This is a genomic window from Thalassotalea ponticola, assembly GCF_041379045.1.
GTDB lineage: Bacteria > Pseudomonadota > Gammaproteobacteria > Enterobacterales > Alteromonadaceae > Thalassotalea_A > Thalassotalea_A ponticola.
This window is the reverse complement of sequence record NZ_CP166871.1, coordinates 134,316-157,133: the sequence shown is the minus strand read 5'-3', so window position 1 is coordinate 157,133 and position 22,818 is coordinate 134,316. Positions and strand designations below refer to the sequence as shown.

The 22,818-nt window shown below is 44.1% G+C and carries 19 protein-coding genes; 5 read left to right on the top strand and 14 right to left on the bottom strand.

The window, feature by feature from the left end; all coding sequences use genetic code 11:
- From ACAY30_RS00695 to ACAY30_RS00650, 10 genes are read right to left on the bottom strand one after another with little or no spacing between them, the layout of a single operon-like run.
- Positions 1 to 948: a hypothetical protein gene (locus ACAY30_RS00695; protein WP_290251274.1), complete on the bottom strand. Its 948-nt coding sequence runs from the start codon at positions 946 to 948 to the stop codon at positions 1 to 3.
- On the bottom strand, positions 945 to 2,687 hold the full coding sequence (locus ACAY30_RS00690; protein ID WP_290251275.1) for an asparagine synthase-related protein: 1,743 nt from the start codon (positions 2,685 to 2,687) through the stop codon (positions 945 to 947). The genes ACAY30_RS00695 and ACAY30_RS00690 overlap by 4 nt, the downstream gene beginning before the upstream one ends.
- On the bottom strand, positions 2,674 to 3,861 hold the full coding sequence (locus ACAY30_RS00685) for a hypothetical protein (RefSeq protein WP_290251276.1): 1,188 nt from the start codon (positions 3,859 to 3,861) through the stop codon (positions 2,674 to 2,676). Before ACAY30_RS00685 ends, ACAY30_RS00690 begins: the two co-directional genes overlap by 14 nt.
- Positions 3,855 to 4,847, bottom strand: a complete 993-nt coding sequence (locus ACAY30_RS00680; protein ID WP_290251277.1) for a polysaccharide deacetylase family protein — start codon at positions 4,845 to 4,847, stop codon at positions 3,855 to 3,857. The genes ACAY30_RS00685 and ACAY30_RS00680 overlap by 7 nt, the downstream gene beginning before the upstream one ends.
- Positions 4,844 to 6,019: a hypothetical protein gene (locus ACAY30_RS00675; RefSeq protein ID WP_290251278.1), complete on the bottom strand. Its 1,176-nt coding sequence runs from the start codon at positions 6,017 to 6,019 to the stop codon at positions 4,844 to 4,846. The genes ACAY30_RS00680 and ACAY30_RS00675 overlap by 4 nt, the downstream gene beginning before the upstream one ends.
- Positions 6,020 to 7,159, bottom strand: coding sequence for a glycosyltransferase family 2 protein (locus ACAY30_RS00670; protein ID WP_290251279.1), 1,140 nt, complete (start codon positions 7,157 to 7,159; stop codon positions 6,020 to 6,022).
- Positions 7,156 to 7,668 carry a serine O-acetyltransferase gene (locus tag ACAY30_RS00665; RefSeq protein WP_290251280.1) on the bottom strand — a complete coding sequence of 171 codons (513 nt, stop codon included), beginning with the start codon at positions 7,666 to 7,668 and terminating at the stop codon, positions 7,156 to 7,158. The genes ACAY30_RS00670 and ACAY30_RS00665 overlap by 4 nt, the downstream gene beginning before the upstream one ends.
- The gene (locus ACAY30_RS00660; protein ID WP_290251281.1) at positions 7,665 to 8,765 is read right to left on the bottom strand and encodes a glycosyltransferase; all 1,101 of its coding nucleotides are present in this window, start codon (positions 8,763 to 8,765) and stop codon (positions 7,665 to 7,667) included. Before ACAY30_RS00660 ends, ACAY30_RS00665 begins: the two co-directional genes overlap by 4 nt.
- Positions 8,758 to 9,969 (bottom strand): TIGR04063 family PEP-CTERM/XrtA system glycosyltransferase, encoded by a 1,212-nt coding sequence (locus tag ACAY30_RS00655; RefSeq protein WP_290251283.1) that lies wholly within the window; start codon positions 9,967 to 9,969, stop codon positions 8,758 to 8,760. The genes ACAY30_RS00660 and ACAY30_RS00655 overlap by 8 nt, the downstream gene beginning before the upstream one ends.
- Before the next feature lie 9 nt (positions 9,970 to 9,978).
- Positions 9,979 to 11,361 (bottom strand): TIGR03013 family XrtA/PEP-CTERM system glycosyltransferase, encoded by a 1,383-nt coding sequence (locus tag ACAY30_RS00650; RefSeq protein WP_290251284.1) that lies wholly within the window; start codon positions 11,359 to 11,361, stop codon positions 9,979 to 9,981.
- 174 nt (positions 11,362 to 11,535) lie between these two features.
- Between ACAY30_RS00650 and ACAY30_RS00645 the strand changes: the two genes are divergently transcribed.
- The 5 genes from ACAY30_RS00645 (at position 11,536) to ACAY30_RS00625 (ending at position 17,564) form a co-directional block, all read left to right on the top strand.
- Positions 11,536 to 12,171 carry an XrtA/PEP-CTERM system exopolysaccharide export protein gene (locus ACAY30_RS00645; protein ID WP_290251285.1) on the top strand — a complete coding sequence of 212 codons (636 nt, stop codon included), beginning with the start codon at positions 11,536 to 11,538 and terminating at the stop codon, positions 12,169 to 12,171.
- An 87-nt stretch (positions 12,172 to 12,258) separates the two neighbouring features.
- A complete protein-coding gene (locus ACAY30_RS00640; RefSeq protein ID WP_290251286.1) occupies positions 12,259 to 13,863 on the top strand; it encodes an XrtA system polysaccharide chain length determinant in 1,605 nt (534 codons plus the stop codon).
- Between the two features lies 1 nt (position 13,864).
- Positions 13,865 to 14,779, top strand: a complete 915-nt coding sequence (locus ACAY30_RS00635; RefSeq protein ID WP_290251287.1) for an XrtA-associated tyrosine autokinase — start codon at positions 13,865 to 13,867, stop codon at positions 14,777 to 14,779.
- Positions 14,780 to 14,840: 61 nt separating this feature from the next.
- Positions 14,841 to 16,355, top strand: coding sequence for a TIGR03016 family PEP-CTERM system-associated outer membrane protein (locus tag ACAY30_RS00630; RefSeq protein ID WP_371189957.1), 1,515 nt, complete (start codon positions 14,841 to 14,843; stop codon positions 16,353 to 16,355).
- A 6-nt stretch (positions 16,356 to 16,361) separates the two neighbouring features.
- Positions 16,362 to 17,564, top strand: coding sequence for an ExeA family protein (locus tag ACAY30_RS00625; RefSeq protein WP_290251289.1), 1,203 nt, complete (start codon positions 16,362 to 16,364; stop codon positions 17,562 to 17,564).
- Positions 17,565 to 17,569: 5 nt separating this feature from the next.
- Here the strand turns inward: ACAY30_RS00625 and ACAY30_RS00620 are convergent, their stop codons facing one another.
- From ACAY30_RS00620 to prsK, 4 genes are read right to left on the bottom strand one after another with little or no spacing between them, the layout of a single operon-like run.
- A complete protein-coding gene (locus ACAY30_RS00620) occupies positions 17,570 to 18,727 on the bottom strand; it encodes an acyltransferase family protein (protein WP_290251290.1) in 1,158 nt (385 codons plus the stop codon).
- On the bottom strand, positions 18,715 to 19,368 hold the full coding sequence (locus ACAY30_RS00615) for a GDSL-type esterase/lipase family protein (RefSeq protein WP_290251291.1): 654 nt from the start codon (positions 19,366 to 19,368) through the stop codon (positions 18,715 to 18,717). Before ACAY30_RS00615 ends, ACAY30_RS00620 begins: the two co-directional genes overlap by 13 nt.
- Positions 19,369 to 19,372: 4 nt before the next feature.
- Positions 19,373 to 20,728 carry a PEP-CTERM-box response regulator transcription factor gene (prsR, locus tag ACAY30_RS00610; protein WP_290251292.1) on the bottom strand — a complete coding sequence of 452 codons (1,356 nt, stop codon included), beginning with the start codon at positions 20,726 to 20,728 and terminating at the stop codon, positions 19,373 to 19,375.
- A gap of 11 nt (positions 20,729 to 20,739) precedes the next feature.
- Positions 20,740 to 22,773 carry an XrtA/PEP-CTERM system histidine kinase PrsK gene (gene prsK, locus ACAY30_RS00605; protein ID WP_290251293.1) on the bottom strand — a complete coding sequence of 678 codons (2,034 nt, stop codon included), beginning with the start codon at positions 22,771 to 22,773 and terminating at the stop codon, positions 20,740 to 20,742.
- Between the last annotated feature and the right edge of the window lie 45 nt (positions 22,774 to 22,818).

Below are 22,818 nucleotides of genomic sequence, written 5' to 3'. Positions count from 1 at the left end.
CTACAAATCCCATGAATAGTACGGATTGCTGAATGCCTGAAAGATATCGGCAATTAATGCGTGCTTGTGGATATCTAATTTATCGCGCCAGCCCTCACATAATTGTTCAACATCGTATCGTTCGATCTTTTGCTGAGAATCAAACGCATTGTAAGACGGTTTGCGGTAGTTATTGAGAAACTGCTCGCTACCCGTTAACTGTAGGCGCGAACTCAATAAACTTGCGGTTTGTAACGGCTCGCGCACCATAGTTTCATACTGTAAAACAAGCCAAGACGATGTTGGGGCAAGCGTTATTGGAATCCAATTTTCTAAAAACCAACCGAGTACGTGTTGTTCGAGTGACGTACCTTTCTCCAACACAGCATTGGCTACTTGATGTTGTTCAGGGGTTAGCAGTTGCCCAACTTGCTTGCTGTTGACATAAGGTTTGGCGCAATTTGGCCACCCGAGGCGTTCAATAGACATTGCCGTGGCGACAGGGTGACGCATTTGAAAAATAATGTGCCCAGGAAATCGCCGCTCAAATTCAGCAATGTAGTTTTTTACATAAAACAACTTAAAAATATGCCGATCATAAACAAAATTATACGGCTGCTGCCAAAATTTCCATTGCGTGTTGTAGACGATTTGTCCGCTCTCGATGGCTTGATAGTAGTCAAAAAGTTGCTCTTGTTCCGCCGTAGATAGATCGACAAAAAAACCATTTTGATCGTCCGGTAATCGGCTCCTGTACGGGTTGTGATTTAATGTCACATCAAATATTTCAACACTGCGTTTGGTATTGGGCTCCGCCGACAACAATTCAATAAGCCAGGTTGAACCACCACGTCGGTTGGAAAACAACATAATGTTGCCTTTGCCTGCTGACCGGCGATAGTGCAAACGACCTAGACTGTTATTCGCGACATGGCGCAACTGTGCTTTAATTGCGTATTTAACACTCATCGTAAGACGTGCCTCTTTGATTGGGGGGTGCTTATTGTCTCTGTTGCTGTAAACGAGGTAGTTTGCGTTTGCGCATTGCACTGGGTGAACAATGAGGCAAGATAGCCTGATTGCTTGGACATACCGGCCAATACATGTAAGTTAATCAGTAACCAATACACTTCATAATCTCGCTGTGGGGTAAGTGCTTGGGTACTAAGCCCGATGCTCTTGACTTCATCTTCCGCGGCAGCTACCGCGCTTGCAAGTGATCCCGTTAACCACGCCTGCATCGGAACTGGAAAGCCCTTTTTATGCTGATAGATCCACGCTTTCGGGTAATAGTCGCTGGCGAGCGTGCGCAGTACCGGTTTTAGCCATTGCTTACCAAAGTATTGGGTATCACTCAGCGACTTTGAAATGGCATATATTTTTGCCTCCATAAATGGTGAGATGATTTGCTTTTGATATAACTCAGCGATGATCTCTGTTTCTTCAAAGTGCTGTGCCACTTCGTGTTCAATGAGAAAATCGACTAACGCTATGCGCGAGGGACTCGCCGGCGTGGTGAGGCACTCCAGCTGACCTCTATCGGCAATATTTTTAGCACAATGATGGCTGATAAAGTGTTGCCCATGCACACCGTAGTCAATGGCAAACGCCTCGCAGTAAAGCTGGTCAACTGTCTTATTTGCGGTTTGTTTCAGGTAATCTGCTTTGTTGTTTGAAGGCAACGGTAAACGGTTTAAAAATCGACTTAACCAAGCTGGTGTCAGTGCCTTGATTCGCTGCTTCGTCAACGTCTTTTTAACACCGAAAGTGCCCATCATCGAGTCGGCAGCTTCTCCGTAAATAACTCCCGTGTACGACGCAGGAATAGCGCTTAGCAAACGCTCCACCACTAACGAGCTATAGTGTCGCAGAGGCTTGCGATAGTGCTCTAAAAGCCGTGTTAACGATGGATAAATCTGTGTATCTTCAATATCGACAACAAGATGAGGCAACTGCAGTGAGTTAGCAAACTGCTTCGCCATAGCAAGCTCGCCGTCAAACCGGTCAAAGCGAGCGGAAACCAAGAGACAGTCGTCAAACACCTGCTTTGCCAATGCCGCCAACAGCGAGCTGTCAACGCCACCACTGAGTAATATCGCAACGCTTTGGTGATGCTTGCGCGCTTTTTGTAAACTCTCGAGTAGTGCTTGCTTGGTGCGCTGACATTGCTCGTCAAACGAGGTAGCACTGAGTGATGCTATAGACCATTGATAATGGTTAACCTCGTCACTTGCAGCAGTTATCATCGCCACACTTCTTATAGGTAGCTGGTTGATATTATTAAAAAAGCCATGTTGATTGGTAACAAAGCGAAAATTAACGCACTGCTGCCATCCGATATTGCTAAAGTGCAACCAGTCAGGCTCAAAATTTTGTAAATGACTGCTCATCCACAGCGTATCGGCATCGCGTCGCCAATACACAGTTTTACCTCGATAGCGGTCGTTAAATAAAAACACCGTGCCTCGACTTATTAACGCGGCGCAAAAGTGTCCATCGAGGTGACTTAGTTGCTCAAAATCCCGCGCAATTAAATCGTCGTTGAGTTGTTGTTGGCTTCGCCCCCAAAAGTAACCGCACATTATCAGCCGGTCGCCGTTGTCGAGATACAAATCTCGACAGCTGGTATCTAGTGCGCTAACACCTGCACTGAGCGGCCAGTTATCTTCACGTTGGCTGAGATCGAGTTGCACGCTAAAACCGAACACTGAACCTCCTTGCGACATGGTGTGTTATCGCACTTATTGAACGCTTTAATTGACCGTAGCCAAGCACTACCGCAGGCCATGGATCTTGCCAACAAAAATAGAAATAATAGCGTTTTTTACTCAGCATTTGACGATAGTGGTTAACCACATCAGCTATTGATTGCTGATCGCGATAACGCGAATACAAATCTTCATAAACCCCTAAAAAATAGCAATTATCCTGTTGTTTTGTGGTTGGCACGCGCTGTCCTAATGCAATTAAATAGGTGGCTAAAACATTGTTTACCCCACACTGAGTATCAAAGTAGTTACACATACCCAGACGAGGATTTAATTCAATGTATTTGTACAGACCGTCATCTGCGTCGCGCTTGAATTCAACCATTACAGGACCAACGAGTTGGCAGCCAAGGCCAAGAGATCGCACCTGTTCAACCACTGCGTCGTTGCTTTTACTCACCGCATAGCAAGTTACTCCGTAATGGGGGGGTGATAACTGTAAACGCTGAAAGGTAAAGTGACTAACCAGTTGATGCTGCTCATTAAAAACACAGTTACACACCCATTGGTGGTCATCGTCTCCGCTAATAACCTGTTGAGCGATAACGCTGTCGAGGTGGGGATAAAACAGCTGATAAAAACGTTGTAGCTGTGCCTTAGTATCAATAATGATATTCTTTTTTTTCAACGCATTATGAGCATGACTACGCGGTTTAATGATAATGGGTAGCTGACACAGCTGTAATAATAATTGCGCGGTATTGGGCAACTCGGTGACGGAGACAGGCACATTGACAAAGCTCGATACACGATTAATTTCAGCGCGTTTATCAATAAACTCAAGGCTTTGTTTATTACCCGATAAAACAAAGTGAAATTTTGTTGATAACTGCTGTTGATACTGCTCGATAAAACTAACATACCAATCGGATGTCGGTATTAGAACTAGCCCTTGCTCTGGCCAGCTGAGCAGTAATTTTAACAATTCTGCTTGGTTGCCCTGAGTAAATGACTTAACTCGGCGAGGGATCCTAGAGTAGACACTGACGTCTTCTTTGTCGGCAACAAGAGCATCACAGCTTACACCGGCTTTGTGCAGACTGCGCAAAGCACCTAAGCCGTTAGGTCCGACCGCCAAAATAAGGGCTCGTGTTGTTAGCGTTTGCTCTACCATACAATACAATTTAGTTTGAGTGTCGAAATATCACCCTCATCAAAACAGTATCGATTGATACTGTAGGGCTCGGTGATAGTTTGGTTTTTACCTTTTTCATTATTAAAGGCTAATTGATAGCCCGCTTTTCGCGCATTCTCTAGCGTTTGTTTGTCGAAACAGTGATAGCGTCCTACTGGGTAAGCTAAATAGCTAATAGATCGGTTTAACCGTCGCTCTAGAATTTGCTTAGACAGGGTTAGCTCTTGCAATTGTTGCTCGCCGGTCATCCGCGCCAGTATATTGTGAGTTTTTGCGTGCGAACCGATTTCCATGCCCATCGAGATAAGCTGCTTAATATCCTGCCAATTCATAAAAAGCTCTGCTGAATAATTGCCAAGCGCTTTGCTTGCTTGTGGAAATTGCGTGCGCATACTATTCAGTATTTGCTCTATGGTATGTGTTTTGTCGCGTTTACAGGCATACAGTACCTGTGTGATTTGTTTTTCAATAACCGATTGATTCAAATTTATAGTTTTGTTGTTGCAAATGCAGTCATAGCTTGAACCTACGGATTGACGCAGTAAAAATGCCATCTCATCCCACCACGGGATGCGCTTACTGGCGATAAAATCCGTGGTCACAAAAAACGCTGCTGGTAGCCCATAGCGCTGTAACAACGGCGCTGCAAACTCAACGCAATCTTTGTAACCATCATCAAAGGTTATTACCGCCAAGCGTTTATTAATCACCTGCTTTCGTTCAAGTTTTTCATGCAAAGCAGCAAGGTCGATGACGGTAAAATTGGCTTTGAGCAACTGTAAAAACGTTTCAAACTGTTCAATGCCACAAGAAAATATATTGCGATCAAACGGGCTCGCATTTCGATCGCCAATGCGATGTAGGTTAAATACGTAAACCCCATTGGGCAGGCGTTTAAAGAGCACGTCTTCTAATTTTAACGTGCGAATCAAGCGCGTTTGTAAGCGTTGTAATACATTCGTCATGCTCCCTCCTGATTGGAACGTTGACGGAAGCTCGGTTTGGCCAGCAAGAAATCTCGATAGTCATGGGGATTTCCTTGCTTTCCTGCTTCCGCAGCTTTAGCTATGTTGTACATTTCTCGGGCGCTAACGTAGTGCAGCTGATAGTTAGTACCATCGTTGTAAGTTTGCTCTAGATAACGATGCATATCATCTCTAGCTTTCCCCAACAGCGTATCCATGTCCGGCTCCTGGGTACCATGGGTATGGACTTTGACAAAAATCCACTCTGGACGCCCCTTGACATGTATGTGCGCATCGACCCACAGATCGACGCGAGAAGGCAGCGGCGGAAGCGACTTGCGGACATCGCCATTTTCGATGTTAGGGATAAATTTTCGCCCGGGCATTTGCCAGTTAAAACCGAGTGGTCCCTGAATCAACATTAAGTCGCCCGTCGCGGGAACGTTTACTTCTACATCAGTACCATCATTGTGATTTTTACAGCGTCCGGTGACGCTACTAGCGTAATAAATGGAATTAATTTTTTTCGTTTGGGTTTCACTCGGTGCTGATGGTAACGTCATGTCGACGTAACAACCGGTTTGCTGCAACAACTTCAGTTCATTGTCTAAACCGCACCACTGCCCATCACATCGAGAATTATCCAGAGCCCAATTGCCATGTATAAATGCGTATTTTATTTGCTGGCTTTGCTGGCAAAACGGCAACGCACCGTGGTGATAGTGCAATGTTTCAACAAATGCTTTCATCGTTTGGCAAAAGTTATCCGCGGTATCGTTATCGTGATGTAAGTGAACTTCAATTTCGCCATACCCCTCAGCGCACAGCGCCGAGAGTTTTTGCAAGTGTTCATCGCGATACTCCTCTGCCGGATAGAAAAACGTGTGCTTGGGCATACAACCATCGCTGTCTCGATGCTGTTTAGCCATTTGTCGATATTCGCGACACCAACGATCAACTCGAGCCCGTTCTACATCGATATCATCGGTGCGCCACATCGGTTCAAAGTGATCAACAAAGCAAAACAGGACGTGCTTGGTGCCATCAACTGTTGGCTTGTTCTGCAATCCGCGCAAGTACGCGATAAGCCAGATGTGAATATTTTTGCGATACAGCATCAGGCCGACCAAGGCGACAGCTACAACGAGCAGTAAACCGATAATCCAAAACATCTAATTGCTATCTCCTCGAGCGGTTCGTTGCCAACTGCCTTGTTTTTTCACGAAACAAAATTGATAAAACCCCTTTAACAAGGCCAGATTCATTAACACAAAGAAAGTGATAATGGCTTGAATACGAGACAATTTTTTATTGTGTTTTAGTTTTATCATGCCTAACCAAGCAATCAGATAAAAGGCGATTTGAGCGGTTAAAAACAGCTTAAAAACCCCATGCTCAAGTAAAAATAGATTGCTCAACAAGAGTAGTATTAGCAAATGGGGGATAAACCAACGCACCACTTTATGTGACCAAAAGCACCACGCTAAAATGCCGTACTTGGGTGCCAAAGCCCAGCGACATTGATGCAAGGCTCGGTAATTGCCAAGGCCGATGCGTACTCGACGACCAAATTCATCGTTCAGTGTTGGTGCCACTTCTTCTCTTGCCGAAGCCAAGGCTCGATAAATGACCTTATAGCCTTGTTTCTTTACATTCATGACAATGGTGAAATCATCGACAACGGTGTCTTTGGCAAGTGGTTGATACAGGGATTTTCTAAGCGCGTAAATCGCTCCATTGGCGCCGAGTAATGAGCCTAATCTCGACTCGTGAAACTTGAGAAAGTTTTCATAGCGCCAATACAATCCATCTTGGTTTTCATTGTCTTGTTTACTATACAAATGCAACTTGCCACATACGGCTCCGACGCCGTCAACAAGGCCACTGACAAGCTCGGTTACCGCGTCAATCGCAAACTCAGTATTGGCATCACTAAACACCACAACCTCTTGTTCGACTTGATCGATAAGGTCGTTTAACACGCTTATTTTTCCGCGATTTTCAGCGAATGCAAACACCCGTAATCGCGGGTCGGTAAAAGACGCTAAAATGGCGTTGGTATCATCAGTACTGCCATCAGAGCCAATATAAAACGTTAACTTTCCCGGATATTGCAAAGCCTGCAGGTTTTTCACTCTGTCGGCGATACTCTGCTGCTCATTAAAAGCGGCAATAACAACAGCTACATCGGGATAGTGCTGGGTACTTTGCGGTTCATTACCGTAGCGTTGAGATATGTAATAAAGTACCGCGGGATAAATAAAGTAACCGTAAACAATCACGATTAAGCTAATCGTAAATAACCAAATCATGGTGCTTTCCTCACTACTTCTTTTGCCGGAATTCCAACCACGGTTGTATTCGCTGGCACATCTTTTAGCACCACCGCATTGGCGCCAACCTTGGCGTTATCACCAATGCTAATATCGCCAATTATTTTCGCGCCACTGCCAACAAAAATGTTATCGCCAAGTGTCGGTGCTTTGCCCTTCTCATCACCAATTACCACACCGCTCTCAAGGACCACGTTATCACCGCCTTTGACTTTTGAGTTAATGACAACCCCAATCGGATGAAGTAACACAAAACCGCTACCGAACTTGGCTTTGACGCCGATAACACACCCCGTGCAAAAAACGTTTACTTTGTGGGTTAACCAAGCTAACGGGCTTAGCTTACAGGTGACAAAAAATGCACTAAGTCGATATAACAACACTGCTAAGGTGCCATCACTACTCAAGGCTCTGGTAAAACTGGTGTAAAAGCCTTGGCTTTGATAAAAGCGCTGTTTATAGCGAATATCTGCAATAATCTGTTTCATATCAACCTCATTGTTTTGCGCACAAAAGTGATATTTTTGCCCCAGTCAAATTGGCGGGCGTGATCTACAATTTGCTGCTTATCCCAAGCGCGATGCAGCGCCTCAAACATCGCCTTAGTCAGTTGTTGAATATCCCCCTTAGCCACCAATAAACCCACGTCTTGAGTCACAACTTCAGGTATACCACCAACCTTGGTCGCAACGACCGGCACGCCACAAGCAAAGGCTTCGAGAATCACATTCGGCACCCCTTCCCGATGACTCGGCAAAACTAACAGTGACGCCTTTGCCAACAAGTGACTGACCTGGGAAGCGCTTAGACTGCCGTGAAGGGTTATGCTCGAGCCTAGTTTTTTCTCGCTAACAAGTTGCTTTAAATAGAAAAATAGCGGACCGTCGCCCACGATATCGAGATGATAATGTTCGCTTGAAGCGCATAGTTGAGTAAACGCGTCAATTAACTCGTGCACGCCTTTTGTATCAATCAAGCTGCCGATAAAGATACAACGGCCTGGATACTGCTCTGCCGGTTGAAATAGTTGCTGCTCAACGCCGTTGTAATTGAGTAACAGCTTGTCTTCTGAAATGCCTATACCTTTGAGCTTATTGCATAAATCTTTGCTCACCACAAAGATACCATCGGCTTTGGATAAATATTTGCGCATCAATTGCCGACGACCCGCATATTGGATGTGTTCGTTTACGTCACTGCCATGTACTTTGACAAAAAATGGTCGTTTTAGGTGGCTATTTAGCATCGCCACTGCCACGGCATCGGGATAACCCCAACTAGCTAAAAGCACCGAGCAGTTTAACTTTCTGATACGCGGTAACAAACACAACAAGCTAAGGTACTGAAAATAAGGTACTAATACACGAGCCACCTTCGGCAGGTAGAAGTACGGACAGTAGATAACACTGTCGGTATCTGTCGCTTGATGGCGATGGCGCCACCATTCAATCCAACCAACTAACACCACGACATACACCTGGTGGTAACCTGCAAGCTTGGCAAACTGTATTCGGTTAAAACTCGCTCGATTTGGTGCCCAGGGTACTGGATAAAGATTGGTAATCACCAAAATCGATTTATTCATTAACACCAACCAATTTGCGATAAGCATCGACATACTGTGCTGCGGTTACATCCCAAGTTCGTTGCTTGGTTACGTATTCTAAACCGTTGGCTTTGACCGTCTCTAACGCTTCGGGATTATCGAGAACCTCGACTATTTTGGCCGCCAACGCCCTGGCATTTTGAGCGGGGACCAAAAATCCCGTCTTGCCATCATCAATCAGCTCGCGATGACCACCAATGTCAGATGCGATCACCGGTTTGTTTTGTGCCATGGCCTCGAGTGGTTTCAGCGGTGTCACCAGTTCGGTTAAGCGGATGCTCTCACGCGGATAAATCATCACATCAGCCAAGGAATAGTAACGAGCAACCTGATCGGCACTAACTCTATCAACAAAGGTGACGTGTTCTGCCAGACGCAGCTTGACGATCTGTTCAAGGAGATTGGCGCGCTCATTACCGCCACCAACGAGCAACAAATGCACGTCTTTGCGCTTGCGCAATAACGGCACCATAGCATCGACGAGATACGACAATCCCTCGTATTTAAAGAAGCTACCGATAAAGGCGATGACTTTCTTGTCTTGCAATTGATAACGTTGCAGCAGTTCAGCATCTTTTTCATACAGTGGCTGAAAGTTGCTTAAATCAACCGCATTTGGGGTGATAAATATTTTATTACTGGCGATTCCGCGAGACTGAATGTCGATTTTTAATCCTTCACAAATACAACTGACGACATCAACTGTTTCAAACGCCTTTTGTTCTACCGACTTGATCAACCGATACATCACACTGTTGGCTTTGACCTTGCCGGTATCAACGGCTGCATCTTCCCATAAGGCTCGAACCTCATAGGCAATTGGGATGTTGTATTTTCGCGCTACTTGCACTGCCGCTAAGGCGTTGAGCATGGGCGAATGACATTGAATCACATCGGGCCGTTCAACAATCACTAACTGCTCGATGTGTTTGGCTAAGTGTTTAATGTAAAAAAAGTAACCTAACAGTGGAAGTTTGGCGAACCACCGGGTATCGGCGGGCGTGCGAACATATTCAACCCCGCGCACGGTTTCCTTTAATTGTTTAAATTGTTGATAGCGCTGACTGGTCATTTGTACGGTTTCAACGCCCAACTTGCGCTGATGTCGTAAAATCGCATCCGATCGCAGTGAATAACCGCTGATATTCGGTAAAGAGTAGTCAAAAACATGTAATACTTTCATTGGTCGCTCCTATCTACCTTTGCCAAATAAAACAATTTCAGCGGTCTGGATTAAAATACTCAAATCCAGTAGAAAGCTGCGGTGTTTAATGTAGTAAAGGTCGTATTTGAGTTTTTCTTCTGCGTCTGCAACCGTTGCACCATAAGGGTACTTCAACTGCGCCCAACCGGTTAGGCCAGCCTTCACATTGTGTCGCTCTTCGTAGTAGGGAATTTGTTGCTTCAAATTATCGACAAATTCGGGGCGTTCGGGGCGAGGTCCAACAAAGCCCATATCACCGATTAATACATTGTAAAGCTGCGGTAACTCGTCAATCCGGTACTTGCGGATAACTCGCCCCACTTTTGTCACTCTATCGTCTTCCGATTGAGCCCATTGAGCGCCATTGGCTTCGGCATCAATGCGCATGGAACGCAGCTTTACTATCAAAAATGGTTTGCCGTGAATGCCAACTCTCTCCTGCCAGTAAAAGCACGGCGCCGACCAACCATCTTCAATTTTGATCGCAATCATAGTGAGCAAGATAAAGGGCCAAGTAAGCAGTAAAACAACAAGCGCTAGAGAAATGTTGAATATCCGATCAAGACTATTGCGCAAATCGTTACCCGAAGAAAAGCCAGACGAATAGATGATCCAACTCGGATAAATCAAATTGACGGCTATTTGTCCCGTTTCTTGCTCGATAAAATCTAAAATTTCCGACACCACAACACCGCGCAGTTTACAGGCAAATAGCTGCCTAATCGGCAACATAGTGCGGCGCTCATCCGTCGCAACAACCACCTCGTCAATGCGATTACTGATCACATAATCAAATAAAGAGCCATTGAGCTGAACCAGGTGTTTAGAGTCAATCTCTGATGACAAATCACCGTCCATCCGCACAAAACCGACCAAATTAAAGCACTCTCGGTCGACTGCTCGACGCATGCGTTTGTCAATAATCTGTGCTCGTTGGCCTGAACCTAGAACCAAGACGCGTCGCTTGGCAAAACCCAACACATTAAATTTTGTCAATAAATAACGTAGCGCAAACGTCGCTAAACCACTTAACAAACAGGCGGTAAACAGTTGGTCGGCATTGAGCTGTTGCAAGCCCAATAACTTAACCAATAAGACCAGAATGAGCAGCGCCATAGACACGGCGAGAATGATGCGACGAAAAATACCCGGTAGTTTTTCTCGCAATTTTGATTTGTATAAACCAAGACCCAAAAAGCAGGTTTGAACACACACGACAAAGGCGATGATCATCCACCAGTTGCGCGGTTCGAGCAGTGAACTGGTGTGTAAACCATCTGAGATAAGTAACGCTAGGGTTAGCAAAAACACATCAAGGCTAACCAGCAACTTTTGCATTAAAGTTGCGTAATTTGTCTTATTATTGTTCACCAAAATTCCTTAGTCAGGTACATCGCTACCCGGAAAAAATCGCCTGACAGTATGTAATGATAGTTCAATCAACCAGATAGCAAGTTTTTTTTAGAAAAAAATTTTGTGCAAAAAAAATGCTATGGGCTAGTCTCTATTTAGACGAATAAGAAAATGTTACATAGGGCACTAGCAATGTTTGAAGGAATTTTAAATGCCAAAATTTGGCTAACTGCGGCAGCTCTTCTGGTTATATTTGGATGCTCGAACAATCAAGAACTACCCTCTGCCACGATTTACCCTGCTAAAACCGAATCGCCTGATTCGTACAACTATTTAATTGGTCCGGGAGATCAATTAAACATATTTGTTTGGCGCAACCCTGAAGTGTCAGGCAGTTTTGTCGTGCGTCCAGACGGCATGATTACTACCTCGTTAGTCGAAGATATTCCGGCATCGGGTAAAACGCCGACTCAGTTGGCGCGTGCCATCGAGGAGCGCCTTTCAATTTACCTGCGCGAGCCTATTGTTACTGTGACCGTAAATAACTTCGTTGGCCCGTACAACGAACAGATACGCGTGATCGGTGAAGCGGCACAGCCTCGAGCTGTGAGTTACGGTAAAAATATGACCTTACTTGACGTGATGATTGCGGTAGGTGGACTTACCGAATTTGCCGACGGTAACCAAGCCGTTCTGGTGCGCATCGAAGACGGGCAACAAAACCAGTACAAACTGGCCATCGAAGACTTGATAAAAGCAGGGGATATCAGCGCCAATGTCGATGTCCTGCCCGGCGATATCATTGTTATCCCAGAAGCTTGGTTTTAACCAGTGTCTCGATGAACGTCAGTGTGAAATATTTACATCGCAATGTGCGTAGTTTAACTCCTTATATTAACAATAAAGACCGCCGTTATGCATGAGCAATTTGATAAAATAAAAGAACTATTATTGGGTATTTGGACCAAGAAGCATTATGTCATTATTGCCACCTGGTTAATATGCCCTTTGAGTTGGATTGCAATATCCTCATTACCTGATGAGTACGAATCTAACGCGAGAGTTTATGTTGATACCCAGTCTTTACTGAGACCGTTGATGAAAGGCATTATGGTTGAGACGGATCCCAACCAACAAGTGCGATTAATGGTAAAAACCTTATTGTCGCGCCCCAATCTCGAGCGCATCGCGCGCATGACCGACTTGGACGTTGCAGCGCAAAGTGACGATGAATACGAATCCATCATTAACAACTTAAAAGACGAAATTACCATTCGCAATATCGGCTTTAAAGAGAACATTTACAGCTTATCAATGACCTCGCCCGATCCACAATTGGCCAAAGATATTGTCCAAGCTGCGTTAACCGTATTTATTGAAAACACCTTAGGTGAAAGTCGCAGCGATACCGATACGGCGCAGCGCTTCTTACAACAACAAATCACCGAGTATGAACAAAAGCTACTTGATGCGGAGCGCAAACTGACTTTATTTAAGCAAAAGTACTCAGGTATTTTACCGTCTGGTTCTGGCGGTTTTTACGCTGCCCTAGAGCGCGTTAATCAGCAACTGAAGTCAACGCGATTAGAATTACTTGAAGCCCAAACGCAATTATCATCTGCCAAACAGCAGTTGTCGCGAGAGCGCGGATCGAATGAAGCGATTTCCGAAAATGTGATCGATAGTGGCACGGTAACAACCACCTATGATGAACGCATTACCCAGTTACAAAATCAACTCGACTCGCTGCTTATTAGTTATACCGATCGTCACCCCGACGTAAAAGAGTTGCGCAAACGGTTGGCCGATTTAAAGCGTTCTCGCAAAAGAGAGTTGGATAACTACTACGCCGCGATTAAGGACAATCCAGATATGCAAGGCGGGATTAGCCCTACTGGAGCCAATGAAAATTTGGTTTATCAAGAAATGCGAATTCAAGTGAATCAATTAGAAAACACCGTGGCATCGCTGAAAGTCAGGGTGGCCGACTACGAACAGCAAGCACAAGAGTTAAGTCAAAAAATCTACACCTTGCCGGAAGTAGAAGCGGAACTTGTTGCCTTAAATCGCGACTATGAAATCAACAAAGATAAATACGAAGCGCTGTTGTCGCGTCGAGAAACCGCCTCGCTTGCCAAAGAAGCAGATGCGACATCCGATAAAATACAGTTTCGCGTTGTCGATCCGCCGCGCGTGCCTCTTGAGCCAAGTGGCCCGATGCGAATTCTCTACTTTTTGGCGGCTTTTGTCTTGAGTATTGCTGTCGGTGCTGGTGCGGCCTTTATGGTGACCTCGGTGAACCCAACCGTAATTTCGGCAAGCCAGTTGAGCAGAGAAAGCGGTTTGCCGATATTTGGTATCGTCGCAGCAACCGATAATGTCGATCTTCAAAAGCAGCATCGCAATAGCCTCAAACGTTTCGTGTTGTCTAATGCACTGTTGTTGATCTTACTGATGGCGATGATCAGTTATCACCTGATGTCGAGTCCATCAACAGGACCTGTAAGAGGGGTGTTTTAATATGTCGTTAATAGAGCAAGCCTTGAAGAAACAGCAAGCACAGCTGAAAGATTCAGAGCATCAAGGTAAGGTCCAGTCGGTTAACGAAAACACGCGAACAACCGATGGCAAGGCAGTACTTAGCACTACGCAATCTCACACAAGCACGGCGCCAACCAAGCAGCAAATTTTTGTTAACGAAGCCTTGTTGTCGCAAAAAAACTTCATTGTCGGCAATGAATTAGAAGGCCAGAGAGCCTTAAAAGAAGAATTTCGTCAAATCAAACGCAAGGTACTCAACAATGCTTTTGGTCCGGCCCGTAAAACCCTCGACACGCCAAATATGGTGATGATCACCAGTGCCAAACCAAACGAAGGTAAAACCTTTGTCTCAATTAACCTGGCACTGAGCATCGCACTTGAACAAGATAAAACCGTATTATTAGTCGATGCCGATGTATTAAAGCCAAGTATCCTTCGCGAACTAGGGGTGAAGCCCAAAGCCGGATTAATAGACTACCTAACCGGCGATATAGATGACATTGGTGAGATCATATATCGAACCAATATCAACAAGCTCAGTATTATGCCTGCAGGTAAAAGTCATCATCTAGCCAATGAGTTACTCGCCAGTGAACGCATGGCAAAAATGACCAAAGAGCTATCGCAGCGCTATGCAGACCGAATTGTCATTTTTGACTCACCACCGTTACTTGGCATTAATGAAACATCAATCTTGAGTAACTTGATGGGTCAGGCTCTGATAACCGTTGAAGAGAATCAAACTAACTTAAACGATGTTAAGCACGCAAACCATTTATTGCGTGCTGAATTAGCAAAGGGTTTGGTTCTAAACAAAGCACTCTATTCTCATAAAAACAGCTACGGTTACTACGGCTACGGATATGGTTACGGCGAACATCAAGAAGACGAATAAATTAATTTGCTTAATCCTTTGTACATGCATTTCCTCCTCCGCATTTGCGACAAGTTGGAAAGTGCAACCGCGACTCGGCGTTGAAGAAGCAATCAGTGATAACGTTGAATTATCAGAATTTGATAAGGAGTTTTCATGGGTGTCGCTTATTACGCCCGGTTTTTTTGCCGACTACAAAAATAGTAGGGTCACCGCCGAAGTTGATTACAGTTATACCCAAGCCCTGTACAGTCACGATCTAGATTTAAGTGATAATTTCCACAATTTGTTAGCCAATGGCTCAGTGGCCCTTAAGGTTGACGGCTTATCTGTATTTGGCTTGGCCTCGATAAGTAACGTTGCCGCCAATGATGCGCGAAACTCGCTGGCCGATACAGTCTCTGGCGATACCGTTCAATACGAAACCTATCAAGCGGGCTTGAATTATCTGGTGGAAAACTCGCGTTTCAACGTAGCCGCCAATACCAGCTATTCGATCACCCGAGCCGGGGACAGTGTTGGCGATCGAAAAGGCTTTAATGCTAACGCGATAACGAGCAGTGGCACTGGCGCGCGCACTACATTTTGGCAAGCAAGAGCAAACTACTCGGATTACGAAAACAACAGGCGAAGCGGTCAATTTTATAGTGTGGACGCAAAAGTTGGTTACATCAGCGGTTTTCGTATTAATCCATTTGTTCGACTTTATAAGGAAGACAGTAGTGGCAACAATATTAACTCTTCCGGTATACAAGGCAGTTCGTCGATAGGTGCCGGCGCGCGTTGGCTGATCAGTCGTCAACTATTCATCGATTTAAGTTATAACTGGGTCAATGAAGATGCACCAGCGATTGGCATAGCAACCGAGGAGCAAGACGATTATGTCAGTGCAGAGATTGCGTGGAAACCGTCTAACCGCACCAATTTGCGCGCACAATATTATCAACGTTTTTTTGGTGATGCCTACGAGCTACAATTTCGACATCGCACTAAACGCCTGACCACCTCAGTAAGTTATACAGAGCGCATTGATATATTTGATCGGTTTGAACTGGTGCCAACCAGTTTAATTGATATTTGGTGTTTAACGGGTACAGACATAAACAGCAACAATTGTGTGCTAGGTCCAGAGGCCGGTTTTGATCTGTCCGACTACAGCTTCTCCGGCTTTACTGCCAATTTTGAATTGGTTAACGCCAATAGCTTTTCACTAACTGAAGCGTTAACAAGTAGCGTCTCATTGCGCTTGCCGCGCTCAAGCTTAACCCTGTCGGCATCACAAAGTGATCGTACTAACTTAGAAGTCGGTAGTGAGGACAGATATCAAACCGTTCGCCTTAGCTATGATAGGCAGGTTAATCGAACCACCGACTTTTTAATCAATACCAGCTTTCGTTACAACGCACTAAACAATAACAGTACCACGTTAATACAACAAATTGATTATTACCGAATTTATCGCATCGGTTTAAACAAACGCTTAAACAGAACGTTAGAATTCACCAGTTATCTGCAGCATCTAAACCGCGGTTCAACCAGATTTGATGCGAGCTATGAAGAAAACCGCATTAGTGCCCAATTGACAAAAAGGTTTTAATTAAAAATGTATGAATCGCACTATGGCATCAGTCAAAAGCCATTTCAACTGAGCCCTGATCCTCGTTTCTTTTTCGCCTCAAAAAGGCATCAGCAAGCGCTTTCATACTTACAATACGGTATTCAGCAGAGTGAGGGCTTTATTGTTATTACCGGCCCCATTGGAACGGGAAAGACAACTCTGGCGCAAAACTTGTTAGCTTCAATTGAAGCGTCGAATATTGAGGCCGTCAATATCGTCACTTCCAACCTAAGCCCTGAAGATTTATTACGGCAAATCGCCACACAGCTCAACTTAAACGTTGTGACGTCGAATAAAGCCGAGTTATTAGAGCTCATTGAACAGCATTTAACGGTATTATTGAGCCATCAAAAACGCGCATTATTACTGGTAGATGAAGCGCAGAATCTGCCTTTGGAAACTTTAGAAGAATTGCGAATGCTGTCTAATATCCAACGTGAGCACAAGCCACTGTTACAGAGTTTTTTACTTGGCCAGGAAGAGCTTAAAGACTTACTGCAAATGCCACAAATGGAACAGTTTCGACAACGCATCATCGCTTCGTGCCACTTGAAGCCTTTGTCAATCGGAGATATGCAGCGCTATATTGAGCATCGTTTAGCGACCGTTGGCTACAAAGACAAGCAACTGTTTACCGACCAATGTTACCCTATTATGATGCAGGCCACGCAAGGTATTCCGCGTAAGATAAATTTACTTGCCGATAGAGTATTGCTGTTTGGTTACCTGCAAAACCTCAAGCAAATAACGGCTGATCACATAGAATCTGTGCTGGTCGAGATGCGCCACGAACTCAGTGCATCGATTAATAATGACTCTACAGCAACTGCGGCTGAGTCGCCATTCCCAGCTGATCAAACTGACGACAGTAAGCAACCCGACAGCAAGCTGGATAGTAATGACAACGCATCAGTGCTATCACAGCAATCGAGTTTAGATAGTTTTAACGACGATATCGATTCACAACTCAAGCCCAACTCCAGCGCGTTACAACAACTGAATGCTACACGCTCAGAGCGTCGTTCGAACCTTGATTTGCGCAAAATACTAATGCGCGTAGACCGCTATCTACAGAAAAACATCGATGAAAAGCTAAAAATGAATGCCTACCTAGATAAGTTATTAGAACAAAAAAAAATGGAAATGCAGAGCCCTTCCAAAGCTTCAAATGACAAAGACAAAGTGTAATGTAGTTACGGTGATTTCGTGCTATCTCGAGTGAGAGGTACCGCCTTTTTAGCAGATGAATGTAACGCTTTGCCATTGAACAGTATCGATAAAATCGAGCTTTTTTTAATCATTAATTCATGACATAGTATCGAACTTATGCTGGTCAGTAGTACTAATACCACAAAGCCAATCAGCGCCGGCACATTTAAGGCAATTAATACACTACCAAAAATCAATACAAAAACGTGATGAAATAAATAAATGGTATAGGACGCTGCCGCTAAATATGAGATCCATGATTTTGCATGGTTAAAAAAACGTTTAAACACATAAAAACACAGAGCAATCGCGATCCAACTTAGTAGTGATTGCGCATAATAAAACACTAGTTTTTCGGTAATTGATTCGGGTTGTTTAATATACGCTTTGACAGCTATGGCAAGTACCAATAAACCCAGTAAAAATAGGCGATTAATACTGGTAAATCGCTCCAACAAGTCATCCTTAGACGCTAGAAATAAGCCAAATAGAAAATACGGCGCATAGTGTAACAGCGAATAAAAGTCGATTACTCCAAATAGTTTCCAATATATCGGCAGCCCGATGCTCGGTAACATCAATATACTTAGCGAAATTATCGGCAATAAGATGATGACCAAGATAAAATCGATCTTTGCTAAACAATGCGTTAACCATTTGAGTGGTTGCACACCGAGTCGATTAACTACCAAACTAGCGATAAAAAATAGCAGAAAATAGCACAGTAAATTAACTAAAAACCACAAGTGATAAATATAGTCACCTTGGCTAATATAGCGGGACCAATTAAGTTGATACCAGCCGCCGTTACTTAATATCAGTGTTTGTACGGTATTTAGGATCACAATAGCGCTGATCAGCGGGATGACTAACCGAGTTAAGCGCAGTCGCAAAAACTTCGCCGGCTGATATTTAATGTAGGTCAATAAACAAAAGTACCCAGAGACCACAAAAAACGCCGGCATACGAAATACGGCAACAGTCGAAACCAGATAACTAAAAACAATGTTAGTCTGTGTGCTAGATATCAGCCAATCAGACATCGGATTGAATACCTGTGCAGAGTGCAGTACTACCCCTAGTACCATTAATACTCCGCGCAGCGCGTCGATATAGAAAATACGTTGGCTTAGCTGTGACATAAGGCATTAACCTGTCGTGTAAATAAATCATAACCACGATGATTGAAGTGAAGATTATCGCCAGTAAATAAGCCAACCTGCTGACTTTTTTCAGCTACTTGAATCAGTCGAACGCGCTCATCTTGATCAGCAAGAGTTTGCAAATAATGATTAAACTCTTCAAAATCCGCCCAACTGTCCTGCCTCGCTGGCGCATATTTTATCGCTAAGACCACAATTGTCGCTTGGCGAAAACGATGTTTGAATGTTTGTAGTAATGCTAAAAATTGCTGCTTTACTAAATCGACCGACATGTTATCGGAAATATCATTTTCCCCCATATAAACGACAACATAAGACACATGGTCATGAAGATTCGCCAAACGCACATAATCACTTATGTCACTAATTTTAGCACTTCCAATACCGCGATTTAACCAAGGCTGGCAACGCAAGTAATTGTCGACATTCAAATTTGCGAGTGTTGAGCTACCCAGGAGAAGGTTGTATGGCTGATTTGGCAGAACGTGTGTCCCCCCGACATAATCGGCATAAAGATATTTGGCGATTTGCCAATTGACTTTATCTTTGACAACGCAGTTGTATATCGTCAATACGAGCAACAACGCAAAAATCACCAACGCACGCATCAATACCGCCATAATATTAACTAAACTCTTTGAGCTTTAACTCATACTTATCCAATAAACCATACAGTGTAGGCCGAGTTATACCCAGTAATTGAGCGGTTTTACTCATATTTCCTTCTGACATGCTGTATGCTTGCTTAATCGCTGTTGATTCAGCTTGTTCGCGCAAGCTTCGCAAGTTGAACTGCTGATCAATATCAAGTTCTACTTCATCGTTAAAGCCCAAATCATCACTACTGATCACTTGCCCTGACGCCATTATCACCGCAGATTTTATTTTATTTTGCAGTTCGCGGATATTACCTGGCCACGAGTGTGCTTTTAACGCGGCAACAGCACCATCACTAAACCCTTTAACTTTAACGTTGTAGTCTTGGGCAAACTTAAGCAAGAAATAACGCGCCAAAACAATGACATCAAATTCGCGTTCCTTTAACGGCGGAATATTAATGACCATTTCGCTAATTCGATAATACAGGTCTTCTCGAAATAATTTTTGTTCTGCCATCGCCAATAAATCTTGGTTAGTCGCACAAACTACGCGAACATCAACGGCAATTTCTTGACGTCCACCAACTCGCTCAACCACTCGCTCCTGTAAAAAGCGCAAAAGCTTGGCTTGTAGATTAAATGGCATATCGCCTATTTCATCGAGAAACAACGTACCGCCTTGTGCCATTTCTATCTTGCCTTTGGTGGTTTTATGAGCGCCGGTAAACGCCCCCTTTTCAAAACCAAACAACTCGCTCTCTAACAAGTTTTCAGGTATGGACGCACAATTAATGGCAATAAAAGGCTTTTTATTGCGATTGCTCTGCTTGTGCACGGCATTGGCTAACACTTCTTTGCCCGTGCCACTTTCGCCAAGCAACAATACCGTAATTTCTGTTGATGCGATGCGTTCAATGATATTGCGCACTTTTTCCATCGCCTGACTATTGCCAATGATACCGCTGTCGACCCCGCCGAGCTCGCGAATCTGGCGGTTTTCCTTTTCCAGTTCCGCCATCATAAACGCGCGCTTTACAATGACGTTGACCACATCGCTATCCAATGGTTTTTGATAGAAGTCATAAGCACCGTTGGCGATTGCATCTAACGCAACTTGATGCTCATCGTTACCGGTTATAACAATCACTTTAGTAAACGGGGCAAGCGACAATATTTGCTGCAAGGTTGCTAGTCCCTCGCTGGCATTGGCCTCATCGGGTGGCAATCCCAAATCCAATAAGACCACCTTGGGTTCGTGTAACCTAAGTGCGCTAATCGCACTATCTTGATCCTGCGCCAACACGACGTCATAGTCTGACAAACTCCATTTCAACTGCTTTTGAATACCGGGATCATCATCTACTATCAATAACTTTTCCATTTTTTTCATTCCTAATTAACGGTGCTTAACGGCAATGACAAGGTAAAACAACTGCCTTTACCTAATTCACTGGTTACATCTATCGTACCTTGATATTCTTCAATAAACTGTTTTGCTTCAAATACGCCTATCCCCATACCAGCATTGCCCTTAGTGGTCGTAAACGGTTCGAACAATGACTGATTAATAAAATCACTACTCATACCACAGCCGTTATCGCTGATATCAACCACCACCTGTTGCTCATCTTGACGACCGACAATGTTAATTAAGCCATCCGGTTGGCACGCTTCTTTAGCGTTTTGCAATAAGTGTAGAAAAACATTGTGCAAACCGTCTTTGTCGGCGGTGACATAGAGTTCAGGAGGAACAGACGAGGATATCTTTACCTTGTCCGATTGGCTTTGCTGTGCACACTGGTGCAATAATTCACTGACATTGATCAACTCATGGCGGTGACCTTGGTTCACATCTTTACTCTTGTTTTGTAATTGTGATACCACTTTTGCTATGCGGGCAGACGCTGACTCAACGGTCGCAAAAACATCATCAACAAATTCTGGGTTATCGCGATGGCGTTCAGCATTGCGGGTAATGAGCGATAACTGCGCTTGGATATTTTTTAAATCGTGTAGAACAAACGCTGACATCCGATGAAATACCGCCAATTGTTGACCTTGAGCCAATTGCTTTTGCGCGGTTTGCAGCATTAAATAGTTACCGAGTTGCTTAGACACCGCAATTAAAAAGTCGCGATCTTCCCAGTTTAATATGGGGCGATGACTCGGTCCCGACAGCATAAAATAGCCAATTAGGCGCTGCTCAGAAAAGGTCGGAATAAATAGCTCTAGACGTTGTTTAGCAAGATGCTTAGTATCTAATTTCAACTCGGGATAACGCTCTGGAAAGCGCTGATATTCACGCACATCGATAAGCCAACTTTGCTGCAATGAAAACTGATGAAGCTGACTAATTTGCGCCATCAGTGGACTATCAATGGTGTAATCACCTTGGTGTACAACGCGCAGTTTTGTGTGGCTTGCATCGACAAACCCACAACGGCTCACTCCGAGGCAGTTGGCCATCACCGCACAGGCATTTTGAAATGGATCGCTAGAGCCTTGTTGCTCGATATCTTCAATAAGCTTCAGCCACTCCAGTCGATAGTCGTATTTGTTGGCAAAGAAGTGTTTTGAAATAAACACCCGTATCTTATCGCGCAATCGGTTAGTCATTAATAACACGAGTAACACCAACAAACCAAAGACCATAAAGACGATACTTAAGGTTTCACTCCACTGCCCTTGCATAAAGCGAATGACATAACCAGAAAAGGCCAATAACAATAAATAGACAGCACTGAGCAACACCATCGACGAATAAAATACAACGTCACGAGAAATGTATAAATCAGGACTCCAGTTGCGCATTCGTTTCGCACTCAACAGAATAAACGGCAACACCAACAGAGCGATAAAGCCTCGCGAGTACCAAAAATAAAAGTCAATGCGGGTGAGCAATGTCGCTTGTGCATACATGACAAAATCAAAAATTTGCAAACCACCCAAGCCAATGGTTAACGGCAATAACGCCCATTTGAGTTGCTGTGCATTGCGGTAAAGTTGCTCGAGTAAAACCAACAGCAATAGCGTTAAACTCAATAAACCAATAAATAGCCACTGCGAGTTGTGTAAGATGAAAATTGTGGTGACATTCAATGCCACCAATAACAACAGAACTCGCGCTAAGTTTTTACTTGATGGCGAGGTAAATATCGATGGCACGGTATCACTACCTGAAATCACAAGTAGCAGTAACACCCCCCAAGAAAGTTGCTTAACGCACTCCATTAAAAGTGCATAACGCAATGAAAATACTTGATATATTTGCGAAGCGTTAACAATATAACTGACCATGCTAAGCGCGACGCTCAGCAATAAAATTTTGGTCGCAACAGAGGGTTGCCGATGAGATATCAGCAATACAAGAAGAAATAAGTACGCTATGGCCGATAAGCCATAACCAATTAACCCAACCGTTTCCATAGTGGTAAGTGTTGTTATTATCCGACGGTATAAAATCTAAGCATC